The sequence below is a fragment of the Rickettsia endosymbiont of Thecocarcelia acutangulata genome (assembly GCF_964263195.1).
In the GTDB taxonomy this organism is placed as follows: domain Bacteria; phylum Pseudomonadota; class Alphaproteobacteria; order Rickettsiales; family Rickettsiaceae; genus Rickettsia; species Rickettsia felis.
The window spans coordinates 93,860-110,820 of the sequence record NZ_OZ181652.1 but is presented as its reverse complement, the minus strand read 5'-3'; the positions used below and the strand labels follow the sequence as shown (position 1 = coordinate 110,820).

The window sequence follows — 16,961 nt, the reverse complement described above, 5'->3', positions numbered from 1 at the left end:
GAAGGTCAATTTCAAAAAAAGCAAGGAGTCTGCAAGGCGAGGAACGAAGCGTATACTTAATACGTGAGTACCGCAGAACTTGCTAGACGACGACGCCAATTTTTGAAATTCACCGAGTATAACAAACCTTTTTAACGGCTTCTATTACATCACTCTCGCTCGGCAGTGCTAATTTCTCTAAATTAACGGCGTAAGGAAGAGGAACGTCTTTACCGCTTACAATCTCTATCGGTGCATCTAAATAATCAAATGCTTCTTTCATAACTATAGAGGCTATACTTGCTCCAACGCCGGCAAAAAACCAACCTTCTTCTACTATAACTAAACGATTAGTTTTTTTCACCGATTCTATTATTGTCTCAGTATCAAGAGGCTTGATAGTACGCAGGTCAATAACCTCACAATCAATATTATCATTCTGCAAAACATTTGCAGCATCTAGGGCAAGTTTTACTTGAATCGAGAAAGTAACTATAGTAACGCTACTCCCCTCTTTTAAAATTTTTGCCTGACCAAACGGTATAGGCTCAATTGTGTCCGGTACATCAAAACTATGACTGTACAAAATCTCGTTTTCTAAAAAAATAACCGGATTATCATCTCTAATGGCCGTAAGCATGAGTCCTTTATGATCTTCGGCACTATAAGGAGCCACTACTTTTAGCCCTGGAATATGGGAATAACAAGCTGTATAATTTTGGCTATGCTGAGCTGCTACTCTACTTGCTGCTCCGTTTGGTCCTCTAAATACTATCGGACATTTCACCTGCCCGCCTGACATATAATGAGTTTTTGCGGCAGAATTAACTATGTGATCGAATGCTTGCATAGCAAAGTTGAAGGTCATGAACTCCACAATCGGACGAAGCCCTGCAAAAGCTGCTCCAACTGCAAGCCCTGCAAAACCATATTCCGTTATCGGCGTATCAATTACTCTCTTAGGGCCAAATTGCTCTAACAATCCTTGAGTTACCTTGTAAGAGCCTTGATATTCTGCAACTTCCTCACCCATGACAAAAACTTTGTCGTCTCTTATCATTTCTTCTTGCATCGCATCACGCAATGCTTCACGTACCGTTATTTGCATTTTTCTTTTTTATTTTGATTAAATATTTCCATTTACTATTAATGTCACCCCGTGGCTTGACCACGGTATGACACAGTAGAACAAATAAGCCTTGCAAATTTTAAACATATATCTCTGTATACAACTCCCCTTCATCAGGCAGTGGTGAGTTTTCTGAAAATTCTACTGCTTCTTTTACAATTTCTTTTACCGAGTGTTCTATTTCTTTTAAATCCGCTTCAGTTGCATATTTATTGTCGAGTATCGTTTTTCTTATTATCACTAGTGGGTCACGCTCTTTATATTGCTCAACTTCTTCTTTACTACGATATTTTGCCGGATCGGACATCGAATGCCCACGATAACGATAAGTTTTTACCTCCAATATTAACGGAAAGCTATTTTCTCTAACATACTCGGCTGCTTGCTTAGCACCGTCATACATTTCTTCAAAATCCATACCGTTTAGCTGGAATCCTTTAATCCCAAACGATTCCCCTTTCTTATATAAATCACGCATAAAGGTAGAACGAGCAACCGAAGTTCCTATCGAATATTCATTATTTTCGATAATGTAAACCACAGGCAAGCCCCATAAAGCAGCCATATTAAAGGCTTCATATACCTGACCTTGATTAACCGCTCCATCACCTAAAAAAGTAAAGCAAATATTATTCGTACCGTTATATTTCTCAGCAAAAGCAAGCCCTGTACCTATCGGTACTTGAGCTCCAACTATACCATGTCCACCGTAAAATTTATTTGGTACATCAAATAAATGCATTGAACCGCCCTTACCTTTCGAACAGCCTGTAGCTCGTCCCATAAGCTCGGCAAAGACGTATTTAGGCTCAGTTCCCGCTAAAATAATATGAGCATGGTCACGATAGCTAGTAATTGTACTATCTCCTTTTTGTTTAACCATATCCACCACAGAGATTACTGCTTCCTGCCCTATATATAAATGGCAAAAACCGCCTATTTCTCCCATACCGTATAGCTGCCCACATTTTTCTTCAAAACGACGCAGTAGAAGCATATCTTTAAAGCTTTTTATATATTCTTCCTTTATCGGCTTATATTTTTTTGGTTTAATATCCACTAATTAACTCCTTAAAATTTTTAGTTCTATGTCATTCCCGCGTAGTGCTGTTGCATGGATCAGTTTTACCTCTGTCATCCCGTGGCTTGACCACGGGATCCAGTCTTTTTAAATTTTTTTCTGGACCCCGTGGTCAAGCCACGGGGTGACATCTGTTTTTAGATTCCCGCCTACGCGGGAATGACATCCAAAGTCACAAAATACGGTACATGATCCGAAGGTGGCAACCAATCACGTGCTTCCGGTAGTAAATGCATAGAAAATAATGCATCTTTTAAATTATTACTGACCCAAATATGATCAAGCCTTCGACCTCTATTAGATTTTTTCCAATCTATATTTCTATAGCTCCACCAAGTATAGAATTTTTCATCAAGCGGAACAAAATGCCTGCTACTATCAATAAAACCTAACGAGTTTTGTAGCTCTACCAATAACGAGCGTTCAATATCGGTATGGCTGATAACATTTCGCAGCTGTTTACTAGACCATACATCATGTTCTAGCGGTGCAATATTTAAGTCCCCAACAATGATAATTTTATCGTTTTTAGTACGGTTAATAGTTAACCATTCCTGCATTAACCTTATATATTCCAACTTATGCTTAAATTTTGCATTTACTTCAATATCAGGTATATCACCGCCGGCAGGAACGTAAAAATTATGTATCTCTATATCATTAACTATAGCTGCTATATGCCTTTTATCCCCATTATATAACTCCAATGAAAAAACATTATTCAAAGGAAATTTAGAAATAATAGCAACACCGTTATATGATTTCTGCCCTGCATATATTACATGTTCATAGCCTATATTTTTAATAACTTCAAGAGGAAATAGCGAATCATCTACTTTTGTTTCCTGAAGTAAAATAATATCCGGCTGATGCTCATGTGCTAATTTTCTTAATAAATTGGTACGTAGACGCAATGAATTAATATTCCAAGTAACTATCTTCATTTAATCCTTTTTTATAGCCGCCCCTATTATTGCATCTCTGAAATAAATTATTCCAAGTTGATTTAAAGGATTTTTCATATCTATTTTATCTTTTTCTTCTTCAGGAATTTTAATCATAGTATTACTGAGTATAGCAAAATAAAGATTATCAGGCAAAACATATCCTGCTTCACTTTGTATCCCAAGAGCTTTTCCGGTATAATGAATCATTAAATGCTTAAAATCAAGGTCCGTAAGGAAAATACCGTAACCCATATAAGACTTACGCCCTTCTATATCTTTTGCTAAAAAATATTTAGTAGTCATAAGTTTATACGACTTCTTAGAAAGAATTTTCCCCTCATTCAATGCCCTATACCATTTAATAAGATCAGCCGGCGTTGATATTATACCGCCGTCGGCACAAGGAACTGCTAAAAAATCAGCAGTTACAGGAGTAAATATAGGTTTATTGCTATTATTCGGCGTTAAAAAATATCTTACCGGATAATTAGAACTAATAACATTTTTCTGAATTCTAGCAGCTTCGCTATATGAAGCAAAACTAGTAGACTTCATATTAAGAGGCTTAAAAAATTCCTCATAAAAAAAGCTACATAAATCTTTTTTAGTTACTTTCTCGATAATCATACCGAGTATAACAAAATTAGTATTACTATACTTAAATTTTTCCCCTATAGGTACTTCTAAAGGTTTAGAAGCAACAAATTGTAATATCTTCTTGTGAATCTCCTGCTTTGGCATATCTAAATCTAGCTTAACAAAACTAAAATATTCGGTAATACCGCTACTATGAGTCAATAAATTATGGATAGATACTTTATATGCCCAATCCGGCACTTTTCCACCCCACATTTCCGGATCGATATATTTATAGATTTTATCTTTAATATTTAATAATTCTTGTTCTTGCAATCTTAAAATTCCCGCTGCCGTAAAAGGCTTTGTAGCAGAAGCAATAGGCATTAATTCATTTGCCTTTAATTGTTCACCGTTCATAGCAAAAATACCTTTAGTGCCGGTTAATAACGATTTATAGTCATCGGCAAACATAAAAACGGCATTTAAAAATCTATTACTAATATATTCTTTTTCTGCCCCATTGATTCTTTGTTGTATATCTGCAAAACAATTAACACAATTAGTTATTAAAAAAAACAATATTAAAAAACATCTACGACTCATAACTTCAACACTCCACAAACTTATCAGTAAAATAAAACGGTAATTTTGCCTCTAACTTAATCTCTTTACCAAAAACCTTTTCAGATAAACATATATTATTAGCATGCAAGAACATATATTTACTATATGGCATTATTTCTTTATTACCATATTTATCATCTCCAAATATTGGACAACCTAATAATTTAGCATGCAACCTTAATTGATGCATTTTACCTGTAACAGGAGTAAATTCAATGAAAAATAAATTATTATTAAGCGATTTTAGTAATTTATAATAAGTAATGGCAAGTTTACCATTTTCACTATCAATCTCAGTAATTTTAGGTGTACTTCCCTTACTCTTTTCTATATTACTTCTAACTTCGCCTACATTTTTAACTGGCTTTCCATAGGTTACGGCAAAATATGTTTTGACAACCAATTTTTCTTTAAAAGCATCGTGAAGCTTTACACTACTTAAATAATTTTTAGCTATTAGTAGCAAACCACTTGTTTCCTTATCTAGCCTATGTAATAACTTAAAATCACCACCTTTATAATTCAAATATTTTAATGCAGAGTCAATAGATAAATTTATTTTACTGCCACCTTGAGTAGCAAGACCTGCAGGTTTATTTATAGCTATTAAATTATCATCTTCATATATCAAATAATCGGTAGTAATTTTCTTCGCTAGTTTAATTTCAGCATCGGTAAAAACTAATTTTTCGGGTTGCTTAACAGGTAAATTAAACTTATCGTTAATAAAAATTTTATCGCCGCCCTTTACTCTTAAACTCGCTTCTGCTTTCTGAGAATTAACGGTAATTTGTTTTTGACGTAATGCTTTCTCTATTACTCCTTGAGTCAATAACGGATATAGACGTTTTAAATATTTATCTAATCTAGAAGAAATAGGAGTATTGACATCGATGATCATTTAGAGCTTTTTATTGTGTTGTTGTATGGTTCGGTTCTTCCACTGTCATCTTAGCTAACTTGATCGCGGGTTCCAGTTTAAAATACTAATAATATTAGTATTTTTTAAGTTTTTTTTGGATCCCGTGGTCAAGCCACGGGATGACACCGAATGCGGTTCTCGAGCCACGCAGCCAGCACCGACTTAACCACAGTAACATTTTAACTAGTTTTTATTAAAAAATAGCACCAAATTATTATAGATAAAAGGATTATAGCAAAAAGCTGATGTATAGAGGCAATTATTATAGGTACAGAGTATAAAAGAGTAATTATTCCGGTAGATATCTGCATCAATAATGCAATCATTAGAAAATACGCTATCTTATTTAATTTCGGATGTTCTATTTTTAACAAGCAAATTACCAAAACCACAACAACCAAAAATACGCTATAGCCGCCTAAACGATGTATGAATTGTATAAAAACCGGATCATGCAAATTTGCAAGATTAAAGAAATTATCTTTTATCTCCATCAGGATAAAATTATCACCCATTAGCGGAAAACTATTATATATCAGCCCTGCATCAAGCCCTGCAACCATCGCCCCTAAAAAAATTTGTACATATATTACAGTAATAGCAATACCGGAAAATATTAGTGGTAATTTTAAATCTGTTTGTGACGGTATTAACAAAATATCACAACGATTTTTTATTAATTGATAAAAAAGTATGTGATAAATAATTACGGCAATAATTAAATGAAAAGCAAGTCGAAAATGACTAACGGACGGGCTATTCAACAAACCGCTTTTAACCATATACCACCCCATAAAGCCTTGTACGCAAAATAATAGCAAAGCAATTATATAAGGTAGTATGTCACGATTTTTTATAACATCTTTAAAATAAAAATATATTAAAGGTACAATATATATTAAAGCTGTAATTCTACCGAGTAACCGATGTATAAACTCTAACAGATAAATAAACTTAAACTGTGATAAAGTCATTCCATAATTAACGGAGTTATATTCAGGAAAAGCTTTATATTTAGCAAATTCCGCTTGCCAGCTTTCAAAACTAAAAGGCGGCAAAATACCGGTTACCGGACGCCACTCAACTATAGATAAACCAGAACCTGTAAGCCTTGTTATCCCCCCTATAACAATCATCGCTATGACCATTATACAACTTATAAACAACCATTTTGTAATTAAACTCTTCTGCACTTTTATTTTAAGTTTATGTTTTTATTTTGTTGCATTGTTAGCGGACATTGCTGCGTGGATCAAGAAAAGTGTTCAATGTCATTCCTGCGAAAGCAGGAATCCACAATAAAGCGAGATATATCGAGCTTTTAAAAATCTTTAAAGTAGTATGGATTCCTGCTTTCGCAGGAATGACATAGGTATCCACGCAGAAATGACATATTAATCAAGACTCTACATTCTTCTCCGTATCTTCGGCAGTATTAGCAGGACGTTTCTTATTTGATTTTTTATTACGATATCTACGTTTTGTCTTTTTTGGAACAGCTTGTGCTTCTTCTAAGCCGGCATCACTTTCTACAACTTTCACTTCTTCCACAACGCTTACGGTTTGCTCTACCAGTTCTTTTACCTCTAAACTCTTATCTTTTACTTCATTAGCAATATTATTACTATTATTAGCTGTTTTCCATTTATGTTTATTTTTGCGTAACTGTTCCTTTTTCGGCTCTTCTTCAGTATAATCGGCACTATGATTCTGAATTACCGGCTTAACAGGATTAACATTATTATTATTTTTCTTCAACAGCTTCACTTTTTCAATCGAATAACTATCTGATGTAGCATTAGGATCGGAATAAAAATTAAGCTTTATATTATATTTTTCTTCAATAAATTTTATCTCAGCACGTTTATTATTAAGTAGATAAATAACTGAAACGATATTGGTAAAAACATTTATTACATCAATTCTTTCTTCAAAAATTTCATTCTCTATAGTACGTAAAATTAACATAGCATTAGCGTCACTTGCTCTAATGACTCCTTTACCGTTGCAATGAGAACAAATTGCCGAATTAGTTTCTAAGAAAGAAGAACGTAATCTCTGCCTTGAGAATTCAAATAGTCCAAACTGACTAATATTACCGGTTTGTATACGAGCACGGTCACGACTTAAAAACTCTTTAAAGGATCGTTCAATAATTTTACGATTCTTAGCTTCACTCATGTCTATAAAATCAACAACTATCAAACCTGATAGATCTCTAAGCTTTACTTGCTTCGCTACTTCTTTGGCTGCTTCTAAATTAGTTTTTAGTGCCGTTTCTTCAATATTTTTTTCAGAAGTTGATTTACCGGAATTTACATCAATTGAAATAAGAGCTTCTGTAGGATTAATAACGATATATCCCCCTGAAGGTAGTGTCACGACAGGCTGATATAATTTAACTAATTGCTCTTCTACTTGAAACTTAGTAAATATAGGAGTTTTATTTTTATGTTCTTTAAGTTTTGAAAGCTCTGAAGGTAATAAATCCTGCATAAATTTTGAAGCGCCTTCATAAGCCTCTTGTCCTTGAATTACCACCTCTTTAACATTGTGATCGCACATATCACGTATGGTTTTACGTATTATACTATCTTCTTCATGAATAAAACACGGAGCCGGAAATTTAATAGTACTTTTACGAATTTTATTCCATAGCCTTGCTAAATAATTATAGTCTTTCTTCAAATCTAAGGTGCTACTTCCTCTACCAGCGGTTCTAACAATGACGCTGTAAGCATTTTTGTCACCGCTTACTATTTTATTTAAAATATCTTTCAGTCTTTTTCTTTCTTCCCCGTTTGATATTTTACGTGATATGCCGTTTTGCGAACCTTTATTAGGCATTAAAACACAATATTTACCAGCCAAGGATATATAAGTAGTAAAAGCGGCACATTTATTTCCTCGTTCTTCCTTAGTAACCTGTACTAATAATATTTGGTTTTTTCTTATTACGTCCTGAACTTTATACTGTTTATATTGCGGAACGTTCTGCTCAACACCACTTTGAATAATTTCAATATCGTCAACCGCTTCTAAATTAAGTTCTGACTGGAATTTACTCTCTACTAAATCTTCTATGGTTTTTAGGTCAATTTCTTCACTATCAACCAAAGAATCATATATAGCAGCCGGTTTCTCTTTATCATCCTCAACCGTAATATTTGAAAGAGCTATTTCAGGAAAAGCATTAACCGGAAAATTTCTCTCTGAGGCAGGCAAATTGTAATAGTTAGGATGGATTTCACTAAACGGTAAAAATCCACTTTTATCCATTCCGTACTCTATAAAAACAGCTTGTAACGATGGTTCTATTCTTGTGACTTTTGCTAAATAAATATTACCTTTATTTTGTTGTCTTACAGTTGTTTGAAATTCAATATCTTCTATATTGTTGCTTTGTCCTAATAAAACTACTCTTGTTTCGCTTGGAAAATTAGCATCAATTATAATCTTTTTATTCATTTATCTTGCTCACTAACTTGAAGAACAAATAATTAATATAATGCTTGTATCTTAAGAAAAATCATTGTTTATCTTGTATTAATTTATTTAAATAGATAATTTATCTATGATTTAAAGAGCAAAAATGAAATTCTAGATAAACTTCAAATAACACCTCTTTAAAATACTAAAAAATATATTATTATTTTTCTTACATTAAAATATTTTCATATTATTTAATTCATTAATTTTTTTAAAATTAAACAATAATTATATACAAATTATAAATAAGACTACCATACTTGATTAAAAGCTGATAACCTAATAACTATCCATATATACTTAAATAATGGAATTACGAATCTCTTTAATTTTTAAGATAATACTCTTAATCATTATAATTATGAGTTATATACCATGTATTTATGTTTAGCAAACACTTAATTTATGACTTTAAAAAACGATTATAAAACTATTTTTTTCTCGCTTTTGGGAATATTTATTTTTTCCTGTATTAATGCTATAAATTTTTATAATTTTAAAATCTTTTTACTGATAAATAAAAATCTAGGCGGAGAACAAATAAATCATATAAATCAAACTAAATTTATAGGTTCGATAATCGCAGGCTTTACCTTAACACAGTTAATTAATAGATTAAGTAATAAAAAAATTATTTTAATTAGCTTATCTTTATTAATTATTTGTACAATAAACCTCATTTTATTAAAAAATTATACTCTAATTAAAATTAATTTTATTTTAATTAATTTTGGAACATTTTCATATTTCACTTCTATAACATTAGACATTATTGAGAGTAGCAAAAAAAAGAAATATTTTTTTTTAGCTTGTATAATGTTGTTATGGGCGGGTGGAAACTTAATGGTAGATTTATTAAATCCATTTATAAAACCGACAAATAATACTATAATAATTTGTGCATTGTTATATTGTATCAATATACTAACTGAATTTCTGCATTATAATCCCACATCTCATAAATTAAATCTAAATTCAAAATTCTCATCCTTAATAAAAAATGTTGAATTACAATTATTGACAGGCTTCGTAGTTGCTTATGTCACCTTAGATATATTATGGTATTATGAAGCTTTTGCATTAAAGAAAGAATTAGCATTAATTAATTTAAGACTCATACTAAAATATATTTTCCTAGCAATATGTTTTTCTATAATTCCTATATGCTACATATTAAGCAAAGTAAATAAATATTTGGCTAATTTATCACTAACTATAATTCTGCTCGTCTGCTTTATTTTACTACCGCTTCATGGAACTAGTAAAAACCTTAATATATTATATATAATACTAATCGGTAGTTGTTTAGGATCCATTTATATTTGCAATATTTTAATACTAATTGATAAATTTAGAGATTACGAACTTAGAACAGCTTTATTTTCGTATTTTTCAATGTGCAGCATCGGTATATATGCCGGAGCTTTATCATCTCATGTACCTTACGGCACCATTAACGGCAGTGATTTCTTATTTTCCGTTTTTGCCGTAGTCGGTAGTTTTGTAGCCTATCATTTATGGTATTTTATTAGGTATAGATTATATAGGTTTTAAATATGCACGCTTATCTACTCTAAATAAATGAATAATCGGTAGACGAAGATCAACTTGGAAAAGAGCTAGGCGTTTTGAAGCTTTTAACCGCAGCGTACATATAGTACGTGAGGATTAAAAGCAAAAAACAACGACGCCAATTTTTCAAGTTCATCGAGTATACCATGTAATATTTTGTAACATAATATAGCTTGTATAATTCGGCATTAAATATTAATATTTAAATATATTTCTTATAGCCTCGCATGCAGCAAAGTACATTATTAAAACCGGTTAGTTGTTACGGGATCGGGGTTCATTCGGGAAAACGTACCCAGTTAACTATAGAACCTGCTAAAGAAAATACCGGAATTATATTCATTAGAACCGATATATCTTCTGAAAATAATTATATTGAAGCTAGCTATTTCAATGTTTCCGATACCTTGTTATCTAACACTATAAGTAATGATCATAAAGTTCAAATTTCAACAATTGAACATTTAATGGCAGCACTTTGGGGATGCAGCATTAATAATGCAATTATTAAAATTGACGGTCCTGAAGTACCAATTATGGACGGCAGTAGTAAACCTTTTGTGTTTATGATTGAGTGTGCAGGAAAAAAATTACAAAATGCTCCTAAAAAATATCTAAAAATTTTAAAAGATATAAAAGTAGTTCACAAAGATTGTGAATTATATTGTACTCCTTCCGATCACATGACTGTAGATTTAACCATTGATTTTAGCAGTAAAGCTATAGGTAGACAAAATCTAAGTTTTAGAGAACAAGAATCTTTTACTAAAAATATTGCGGATGCTAGAACTTTTGGATTTATAAGAGATGTTGATTATTTGAAAAGCAAAGGACTTGCCCAAGGTGCCTCATTTGAGAATGCTATAGGAATAGATGAGCAGGATAAAATCTTAAACCCAAACGGCTTACGTTATGAAGATGAATTTGTTCGCCATAAATTATTAGATTTATTCGGTGATTTATATACCAGCGGCACTAGCGTTGTAAGTTCAATTAAAGGCTATAAAACCAGCCACGCTCTTAATAATGAATTATTGCATAGAATATTTAGCGATACTACCTCTTACAAATTTGTAACTAGCAGTGAGTTATAATAATCATTTCATATTGTTAAATTTCGCTTTCTTTTTTGCATCCTTTTTAAATTTTCACTTTTTGTCCTTTTTATTTCAGCATTATTAACTTTATCTTTATCCATAGCTTTAGTTAACGGACTATATCCTTCGGCTTTACTAGGATTTTCATAAAATGGATTCATTACATTTTTAATATCTTTAACATAACTCTCTTTTCTATTATCCATTGTTATTTTATTTTCTTTAAAAAATTCTTCTAAACCATTTCTTTTTATTTCAAAATTAAAATTACCTCTTATTTCTCGAAATTTTTGTATTTTTTGGTCTTTATTCATACTCCAATAATTCTTATCCGTTATTAATTTTTTTAAAGCCAATGTTTGCAATACTTGATTCTTAGTATAATTCTCTAATTGTTCTAAATTTTCATATATAGGAGTGTCTTGTTTTTTATATTCTTCATTTATATTTAATTTAAATATTGCTTTTATTTCTATTTTTTCCTTTTCAGTAAGACCGTCGATAATTAATGATGAGGTCGTAACTACACCGTAACCCGTAGCTTTTAATATATCAAGCACATTACCGCTAGCACCTTTAATAATAGAGGCAGCCAAATTTGCGGCTCCACCTAAATTATTTCCAAATATTCGTCCTGTACTTTTCAATTTATTTACATTTAACTCATACTTATCTTGAGTAGTATCCTTATCTGCCGTTTGCGACGTATATAATTCATTTTTCAAAATATCTTTTAAACTGGGTTCTAATGATAATATATAATCTTGCTGACTTTTAGCATTTCTGTTATGTACTAATAAATTATTCTCTTTTTGAAGTTTACGCAAACCATGCACTTTCAAAGTCTCATTTATAACTTGAATTCCTACGCTAACTCCTGAGACAACAGCTACAGCTATAATTATCGGTGATATAGGAGTAAAAAGCCCGGAAACTGCAATTGCTATAGAAGCTACGGAAACTGCATAACTTAAACTATTGCTAAATAATATTTTACCGATTTTACTTTGTCTAAAACTAGTCCAATAAGATTTTAACTTATTAAATATTTTTCTAATCCTTGATTTTTTTGAATCAGACATTTATTTTTCTCTCCAAAGAACAAATATTTTTATAAATTTTTCTTTTATTTATTTAATTAACTTCTCTTACAACTTAAATTATAGTATAAATTCTAATAAAAAAATAAAATAAATGTCTGGAAAAGAATTAAATAAAATTGTTGCAGCCATCTTATTTGCTAGTTTAATTGCTATGATGGTTGGATTTGTTGCAAATATATTATATAAACCCACTCTAGAGTTACAGCATCGCGGCTACAGCGTTGCGGTTCAAGAATCATCAGAAAATCAAAATACTACCGCATCAGAGCAAGCACCGGTAAATATACCGGAATTAATGAAGACTGCTAACGCCGATAACGGTCGTGAAATAGCCAAGAAATGTTTAATGTGTCATTCTCTTGATAAAGACGGTCCAAATAAACTAGGACCGCATCTTTGGGATGTAGCAGGCAGACCAAAAGCAAGCATAGCAGACTATAAATATTCTCCTGCTCTATCAAAACTCGGCGGCGTATGGGATGATGATAGTTTATTTGCTTTCTTACATAAACCAAGTAGCTATGCACCAAGAACTAAAATGTCCTTTGCCGGTATCTCAAAACCACAAGACATAGCTGACGTAATATTATTTTTAAAAACTTATGTTCATGATAAATAATTACCTCACCGAAATATGGTTAATAATCGGCATAATTTATGTAATCGTTGAATTCTTTGCAGTTCCAAGTATCGGATTCTTATTCTTTGGGCTTGGAGCATTATCAAACACTCTTATGGTATATAATTATCCTCTAGTTAGCTTAACAAATCAAATAACATTTTTTGGTATATTATCGCTTGTTTGGTTTTGTATATTATATTATCCTCTTAAAAAATATGTTTATAATAAAACTGATAAAACAGAAAACTACTCGGATATGATAGGCAAAACGGTAGAGGTTTATAGTTCTACCGTTTCTTCTGATACTATAGGACAAGTAAGATGGTCCGGTGCTATTATGAATGCTTATCTTGCACCAAACGAAATCGATGCAAAAACAGGCGACCGACTTTTTATTGTCGAAGTTAAAGGGAATGTACTAATTTGTTCTAAACACCACCCTAAATAATAACTAAATATACTCTGATTTTCCTATCTATTAATATCATCTCCAATAAATAGTTAAAAAATTAACTATTTATTGACTTTTAGATTATTTTTGTGTATAATACTTTTATATTTAAAATAAATGGTTTTATAAAATGTCTCGATCACAGAAAAACATTTTTCAAGATGGGATAAAAGATTATTCTATTAATTTACTTTGGATTAATAAGAAAAAAGATATAAACCAAAAAAATATATATAATGCCAAATCTGAAGAAGAACTAACTACTAAATTCTTAACACCGGCAATAAAATGGGCTAAAGAAAATCCTAAACAAGATTTTGCAGAAATTAATATTTGGTACGATTCTGTATTTCATGACAAACAAACAATATTAAATACTCAGGAAATACTTGCAAAAGAAGCGAGTAAAGCAGGGTGTAATAATATCCAATTAAAAGATATACGGAATATTGATATTGTAGCTCAAAATTCATTTTTATTTACTGAAGAAGTACCTATTTATTTTCGCATTGATTTTCTTAAGCTAATTATTTGTTTAGATTCGCTTCAAAACGAAGCAAAAGATGCAGCAATATTTTCTGATCTAGAGATGGATAATCTAAGAGCAGATGGAAAAAGAATGAGTAAAGCAGAATTATTTGATAAAGATTCTATGACTAAACTTAAAGATTTTGGAATTATTGTCAATAAAACTCCTTCAGGAGGACATGAAAATCAATTTATTCAAATAGTGAATGATGACACAGCTGTTTTATGTATGAACCATACTATAAACGCATGTTTATTAGAGGAAACAAACATACTTAATACAGCTATAAAATTAAAAGAAAGTAACGTTAATAGCATGTCAGATTTAGTTATGCGTGCTACTATATACGGTATTTCTCAATACTATATGGGTAAAAAAGCAGGAACTATAGAAATAAAAGAAGACAATAAATGGACACCTTATAACTTTGAAACACATGGTTATGCACCATTAGTAAAATGTAAAGGGAAAGATAAAATTTTGAATTTTGGTGTTGATAGTTATCAATGCAAAGGTGAACGCATAGTCGATATTCGTAATGGAAACCTGCATATTAGCATGTATACTCTCCCTCAGAAAATACTTCACCTTTTGAATGTAAACTTTGGGAAGAAAATAGCTCAGATACATTTGAGCTAAAAGCCTTAGGCGAAAATTATAATAATGTAAATAGTTAAAAAATTAACTATTATCTTGCAAAAATAAAATTTTCGTGTATAATTCACAATATAAGCAATGAATATAATTCTTTAGTTATAATGAATTAGTACTCCTTATAACTATAATAAATATATTTTTATCTTATTTCAATTGCTTAATTTTTTCTAAAAATTTTAATGATTTATTTAAGGTAATAATATATGCAAAAAATAGTTCTCCAAGGACCGAGAATAACAAACTTACCAAACCAAGAAACTTTAGCAAAAATTTATAAAGAAGATGAGATAAAAACATATCTTGCTTCTTCTCATAATCCTCAAGAAATATTTATATATGCTCATGGAATGGAGCATTTTGAAAAAAGTTTATTATCACAATTAAGGTTAGAGTTATTTCAAGAAAATAATACTTGCAACCTCTCTGAACAACTAGCACATAACGTTCTGACAAAAATAGTAAAAAATACTGTAGGAGTTTAACCTAATATTGTACATATATTTTCCTGTCATTCCGGTGCAGCTCAGCATAATTTAAAAGATGTTGAAGGCAATGTTATATTATGTACTTATATTCCGGCTACAAATACTACAAAGGCAGGGATAGATAATCTGTTGTTTAATAAAAACTGTAACTCAGAGAGTTTAATTGATTTTATAGTAAAAAATCTACCGTTATTAACAGTCATCGTCTTTTCTATTAGTTACAAATTAAATAATAATATACATAGTTTGGCTTTTGATCATAAAACTATAAAAACAATGGATATGAATAGTTTTTCAGAATTCTTGCAAGAACAATATCAAAAAGTAAAAGAATTTTATAAAGAACTCAAAGAACATTTTTCTCAGGAGCATCTAAATTCAGAGCTATTACCAGATTATGATTTTTTGGAGAAGATATATACAAGTAACGAGTTAGAGGAGGCGTTTGGCACAATACTTAATTTATATAATCAGAGTTTAAGCGGTCAAGAAATGTTAACTATTTTAAATATGATAAATAAGACCGATCTTACATATCTTTTTTGTGTTCTTATTAGTGAAAACGGTTGTGAAATTATATTACTTGCTGAAACAATACTTAATAAAATAAATGATGATCCTAGTCGATATATATCTCATGCTATTAAATCTCAGGCTCTATTTGCAGTTGAAACACTATTGAATAAAGCAGGAAAAATTGAGGATATAAAGTTGAATCTATATCTAGGGAAAGCTATAGAAACAGGTTATTTGCATATAATTAAAATGATAGTGGATAAAATATCGATAATAAACGAAAATAACCTTGATATAGCTTTTAATTGTCAGTTTGGGATTCAACAGAAGAATCAAATAATTGAGTTAATCTCTTCAAAAATTGATAATATTAGTGATTTAAGGGCAATAAAAGTAATTGAATCATGTAACTTACCGGCTATTAAAATGGTACTTAATAGCAAAAAAAAGATAGCACATAAGGAGCTAGAATCAGCTCTTAAAACAAAAAACTCAGAAGTTATTGATTTTGTATATAGCAAATATAACGGTAATTTTGATCTAGCTTTAAACTATGTTATTAGAGAAAAAGCACAAACATCTTTTATAGATGAATTAATAAATAAAAGTAAAATCTCAATGTTAAAAATTTTTCTTGCACTAGAAGAAAATAATTTAGAAATTTTACCAAAATTGCTTACAAAGATTAATATCAAGAATATTAAACCTGAAGATCATGAACGCTGCTATGACGTAATAACCAAAAAATATGATATTGAACTAGCTAAAGAAGCTATTAAATATATAAAACAATTTAATATTATTTCAAACATTACTTTGCCTGAATTAAATGAATCAACTGAGGTTAGTAATCTCGAAAATGATCTTATGCCTGTAATAGGAGAAGAATCGGCTTTTGGCTTTACCCCAGCTGCCGGGTAATATTGGATCGTCATTGCGAGCAGGCATTATTGCGTGAATAATTTTATGTCATTCCCGCGTAGGCGGGAATCCAGCATAAAGCGAGATAAATCGAGCTTTTAATTTCAAAAATTTGCTGTATTTATACTTTTTTCTGGATCCCCGCCTATGCGGGGATAACATCGAGTAGGTTTTTCGGTCCACGCAACAATACCTCCTCGCAATGACGACTTGGGTAATCTATGCGGGCAATACCTATAGATTAACGCAACAACATCT

At 31.0% G+C, this 16,961-nt stretch carries 15 protein-coding genes; 7 read left to right on the top strand and 8 right to left on the bottom strand.

Annotation, left to right across the window (positions count from 1 at the left end; translation table 11 throughout):
• Window positions 1-109: 109 nt before the first annotated feature.
• The 7 genes from ACE38Q_RS00565 to ACE38Q_RS00535 all read right to left on the bottom strand — a co-directional run bounded on the left by ACE38Q_RS00565 (window position 110) and on the right by ACE38Q_RS00535 (window position 8,729).
• Complete coding sequence (locus ACE38Q_RS00565; RefSeq protein ID WP_500189677.1) at window positions 110-1,087, bottom strand: pyruvate dehydrogenase complex E1 component subunit beta; 978 nt, start codon at window positions 1,085-1,087, stop codon at window positions 110-112.
• A gap of 100 nt (window positions 1,088-1,187) precedes the next feature.
• The gene (gene pdhA / locus ACE38Q_RS00560) at window positions 1,188-2,168 is read right to left on the bottom strand and encodes a pyruvate dehydrogenase (acetyl-transferring) E1 component subunit alpha (protein WP_500189676.1); all 981 of its coding nucleotides are present in this window, start codon (window positions 2,166-2,168) and stop codon (window positions 1,188-1,190) included.
• A gap of 170 nt (window positions 2,169-2,338) precedes the next feature.
• Window positions 2,339-3,133 (bottom strand): exodeoxyribonuclease III, encoded by a 795-nt coding sequence (xth, locus tag ACE38Q_RS00555; RefSeq protein WP_500189675.1) that lies wholly within the window; start codon window positions 3,131-3,133, stop codon window positions 2,339-2,341.
• On the bottom strand, window positions 3,134-4,318 hold the full coding sequence (locus ACE38Q_RS00550; RefSeq protein ID WP_500189674.1) for a serine hydrolase domain-containing protein: 1,185 nt from the start codon (window positions 4,316-4,318) through the stop codon (window positions 3,134-3,136).
• Window positions 4,319-4,322: 4 nt separating this feature from the next.
• Entirely contained in the window at window positions 4,323-5,240 is a 918-nt protein-coding gene (locus ACE38Q_RS00545; RefSeq protein WP_500189673.1) for an RluA family pseudouridine synthase, read from the bottom strand.
• A gap of 200 nt (window positions 5,241-5,440) precedes the next feature.
• Window positions 5,441-6,454, bottom strand: coding sequence for a COX15/CtaA family protein (locus ACE38Q_RS00540; RefSeq protein ID WP_500189672.1), 1,014 nt, complete (start codon window positions 6,452-6,454; stop codon window positions 5,441-5,443).
• Window positions 6,455-6,659: 205 nt separating this feature from the next.
• Window positions 6,660-8,729 (bottom strand): Rne/Rng family ribonuclease, encoded by a 2,070-nt coding sequence (locus tag ACE38Q_RS00535; protein WP_500189671.1) that lies wholly within the window; start codon window positions 8,727-8,729, stop codon window positions 6,660-6,662.
• Window positions 8,730-9,155: 426 nt separating this feature from the next.
• Between ACE38Q_RS00535 and ACE38Q_RS00530 the strand changes: the two genes are divergently transcribed.
• A complete protein-coding gene (locus tag ACE38Q_RS00530) occupies window positions 9,156-10,304 on the top strand; it encodes an MFS transporter (RefSeq protein ID WP_500189670.1) in 1,149 nt (382 codons plus the stop codon).
• Between the two features lie 245 nt (window positions 10,305-10,549).
• A complete protein-coding gene (lpxC, locus tag ACE38Q_RS00525; RefSeq protein ID WP_500189669.1) occupies window positions 10,550-11,416 on the top strand; it encodes a UDP-3-O-acyl-N-acetylglucosamine deacetylase in 867 nt (288 codons plus the stop codon).
• An 8-nt stretch (window positions 11,417-11,424) separates the two neighbouring features.
• On the opposite strand, the gene ACE38Q_RS00520 is transcribed toward lpxC, so the two are convergent.
• Window positions 11,425-12,501, bottom strand: a complete 1,077-nt coding sequence (locus ACE38Q_RS00520; RefSeq protein WP_500189668.1) for a hypothetical protein — start codon at window positions 12,499-12,501, stop codon at window positions 11,425-11,427.
• A gap of 112 nt (window positions 12,502-12,613) precedes the next feature.
• Between ACE38Q_RS00520 and ACE38Q_RS00515 the strand changes: the two genes are divergently transcribed.
• The 5 genes from ACE38Q_RS00515 to ACE38Q_RS00495 all read left to right on the top strand — a co-directional run bounded on the left by ACE38Q_RS00515 (window position 12,614) and on the right by ACE38Q_RS00495 (window position 16,703).
• Entirely contained in the window at window positions 12,614-13,141 is a 528-nt protein-coding gene (locus ACE38Q_RS00515) for a c-type cytochrome (RefSeq protein ID WP_500189667.1), read from the top strand.
• Window positions 13,125-13,592, top strand: a complete 468-nt coding sequence (locus ACE38Q_RS00510; protein WP_500189666.1) for an NfeD family protein — start codon at window positions 13,125-13,127, stop codon at window positions 13,590-13,592. Before ACE38Q_RS00515 ends, ACE38Q_RS00510 begins: the two co-directional genes overlap by 17 nt.
• Before the next feature lie 133 nt (window positions 13,593-13,725).
• Window positions 13,726-14,763: a hypothetical protein gene (locus ACE38Q_RS00505; protein WP_500189665.1), complete on the top strand. Its 1,038-nt coding sequence runs from the start codon at window positions 13,726-13,728 to the stop codon at window positions 14,761-14,763.
• A 221-nt stretch (window positions 14,764-14,984) separates the two neighbouring features.
• The gene (locus ACE38Q_RS00500) at window positions 14,985-15,263 is read left to right on the top strand and encodes a hypothetical protein (protein ID WP_500189664.1); all 279 of its coding nucleotides are present in this window, start codon (window positions 14,985-14,987) and stop codon (window positions 15,261-15,263) included.
• A gap of 132 nt (window positions 15,264-15,395) precedes the next feature.
• Window positions 15,396-16,703: a hypothetical protein gene (locus tag ACE38Q_RS00495; RefSeq protein WP_500189663.1), complete on the top strand. Its 1,308-nt coding sequence runs from the start codon at window positions 15,396-15,398 to the stop codon at window positions 16,701-16,703.
• The last annotated feature ends 258 nt before the right edge of the window (window positions 16,704-16,961 follow it).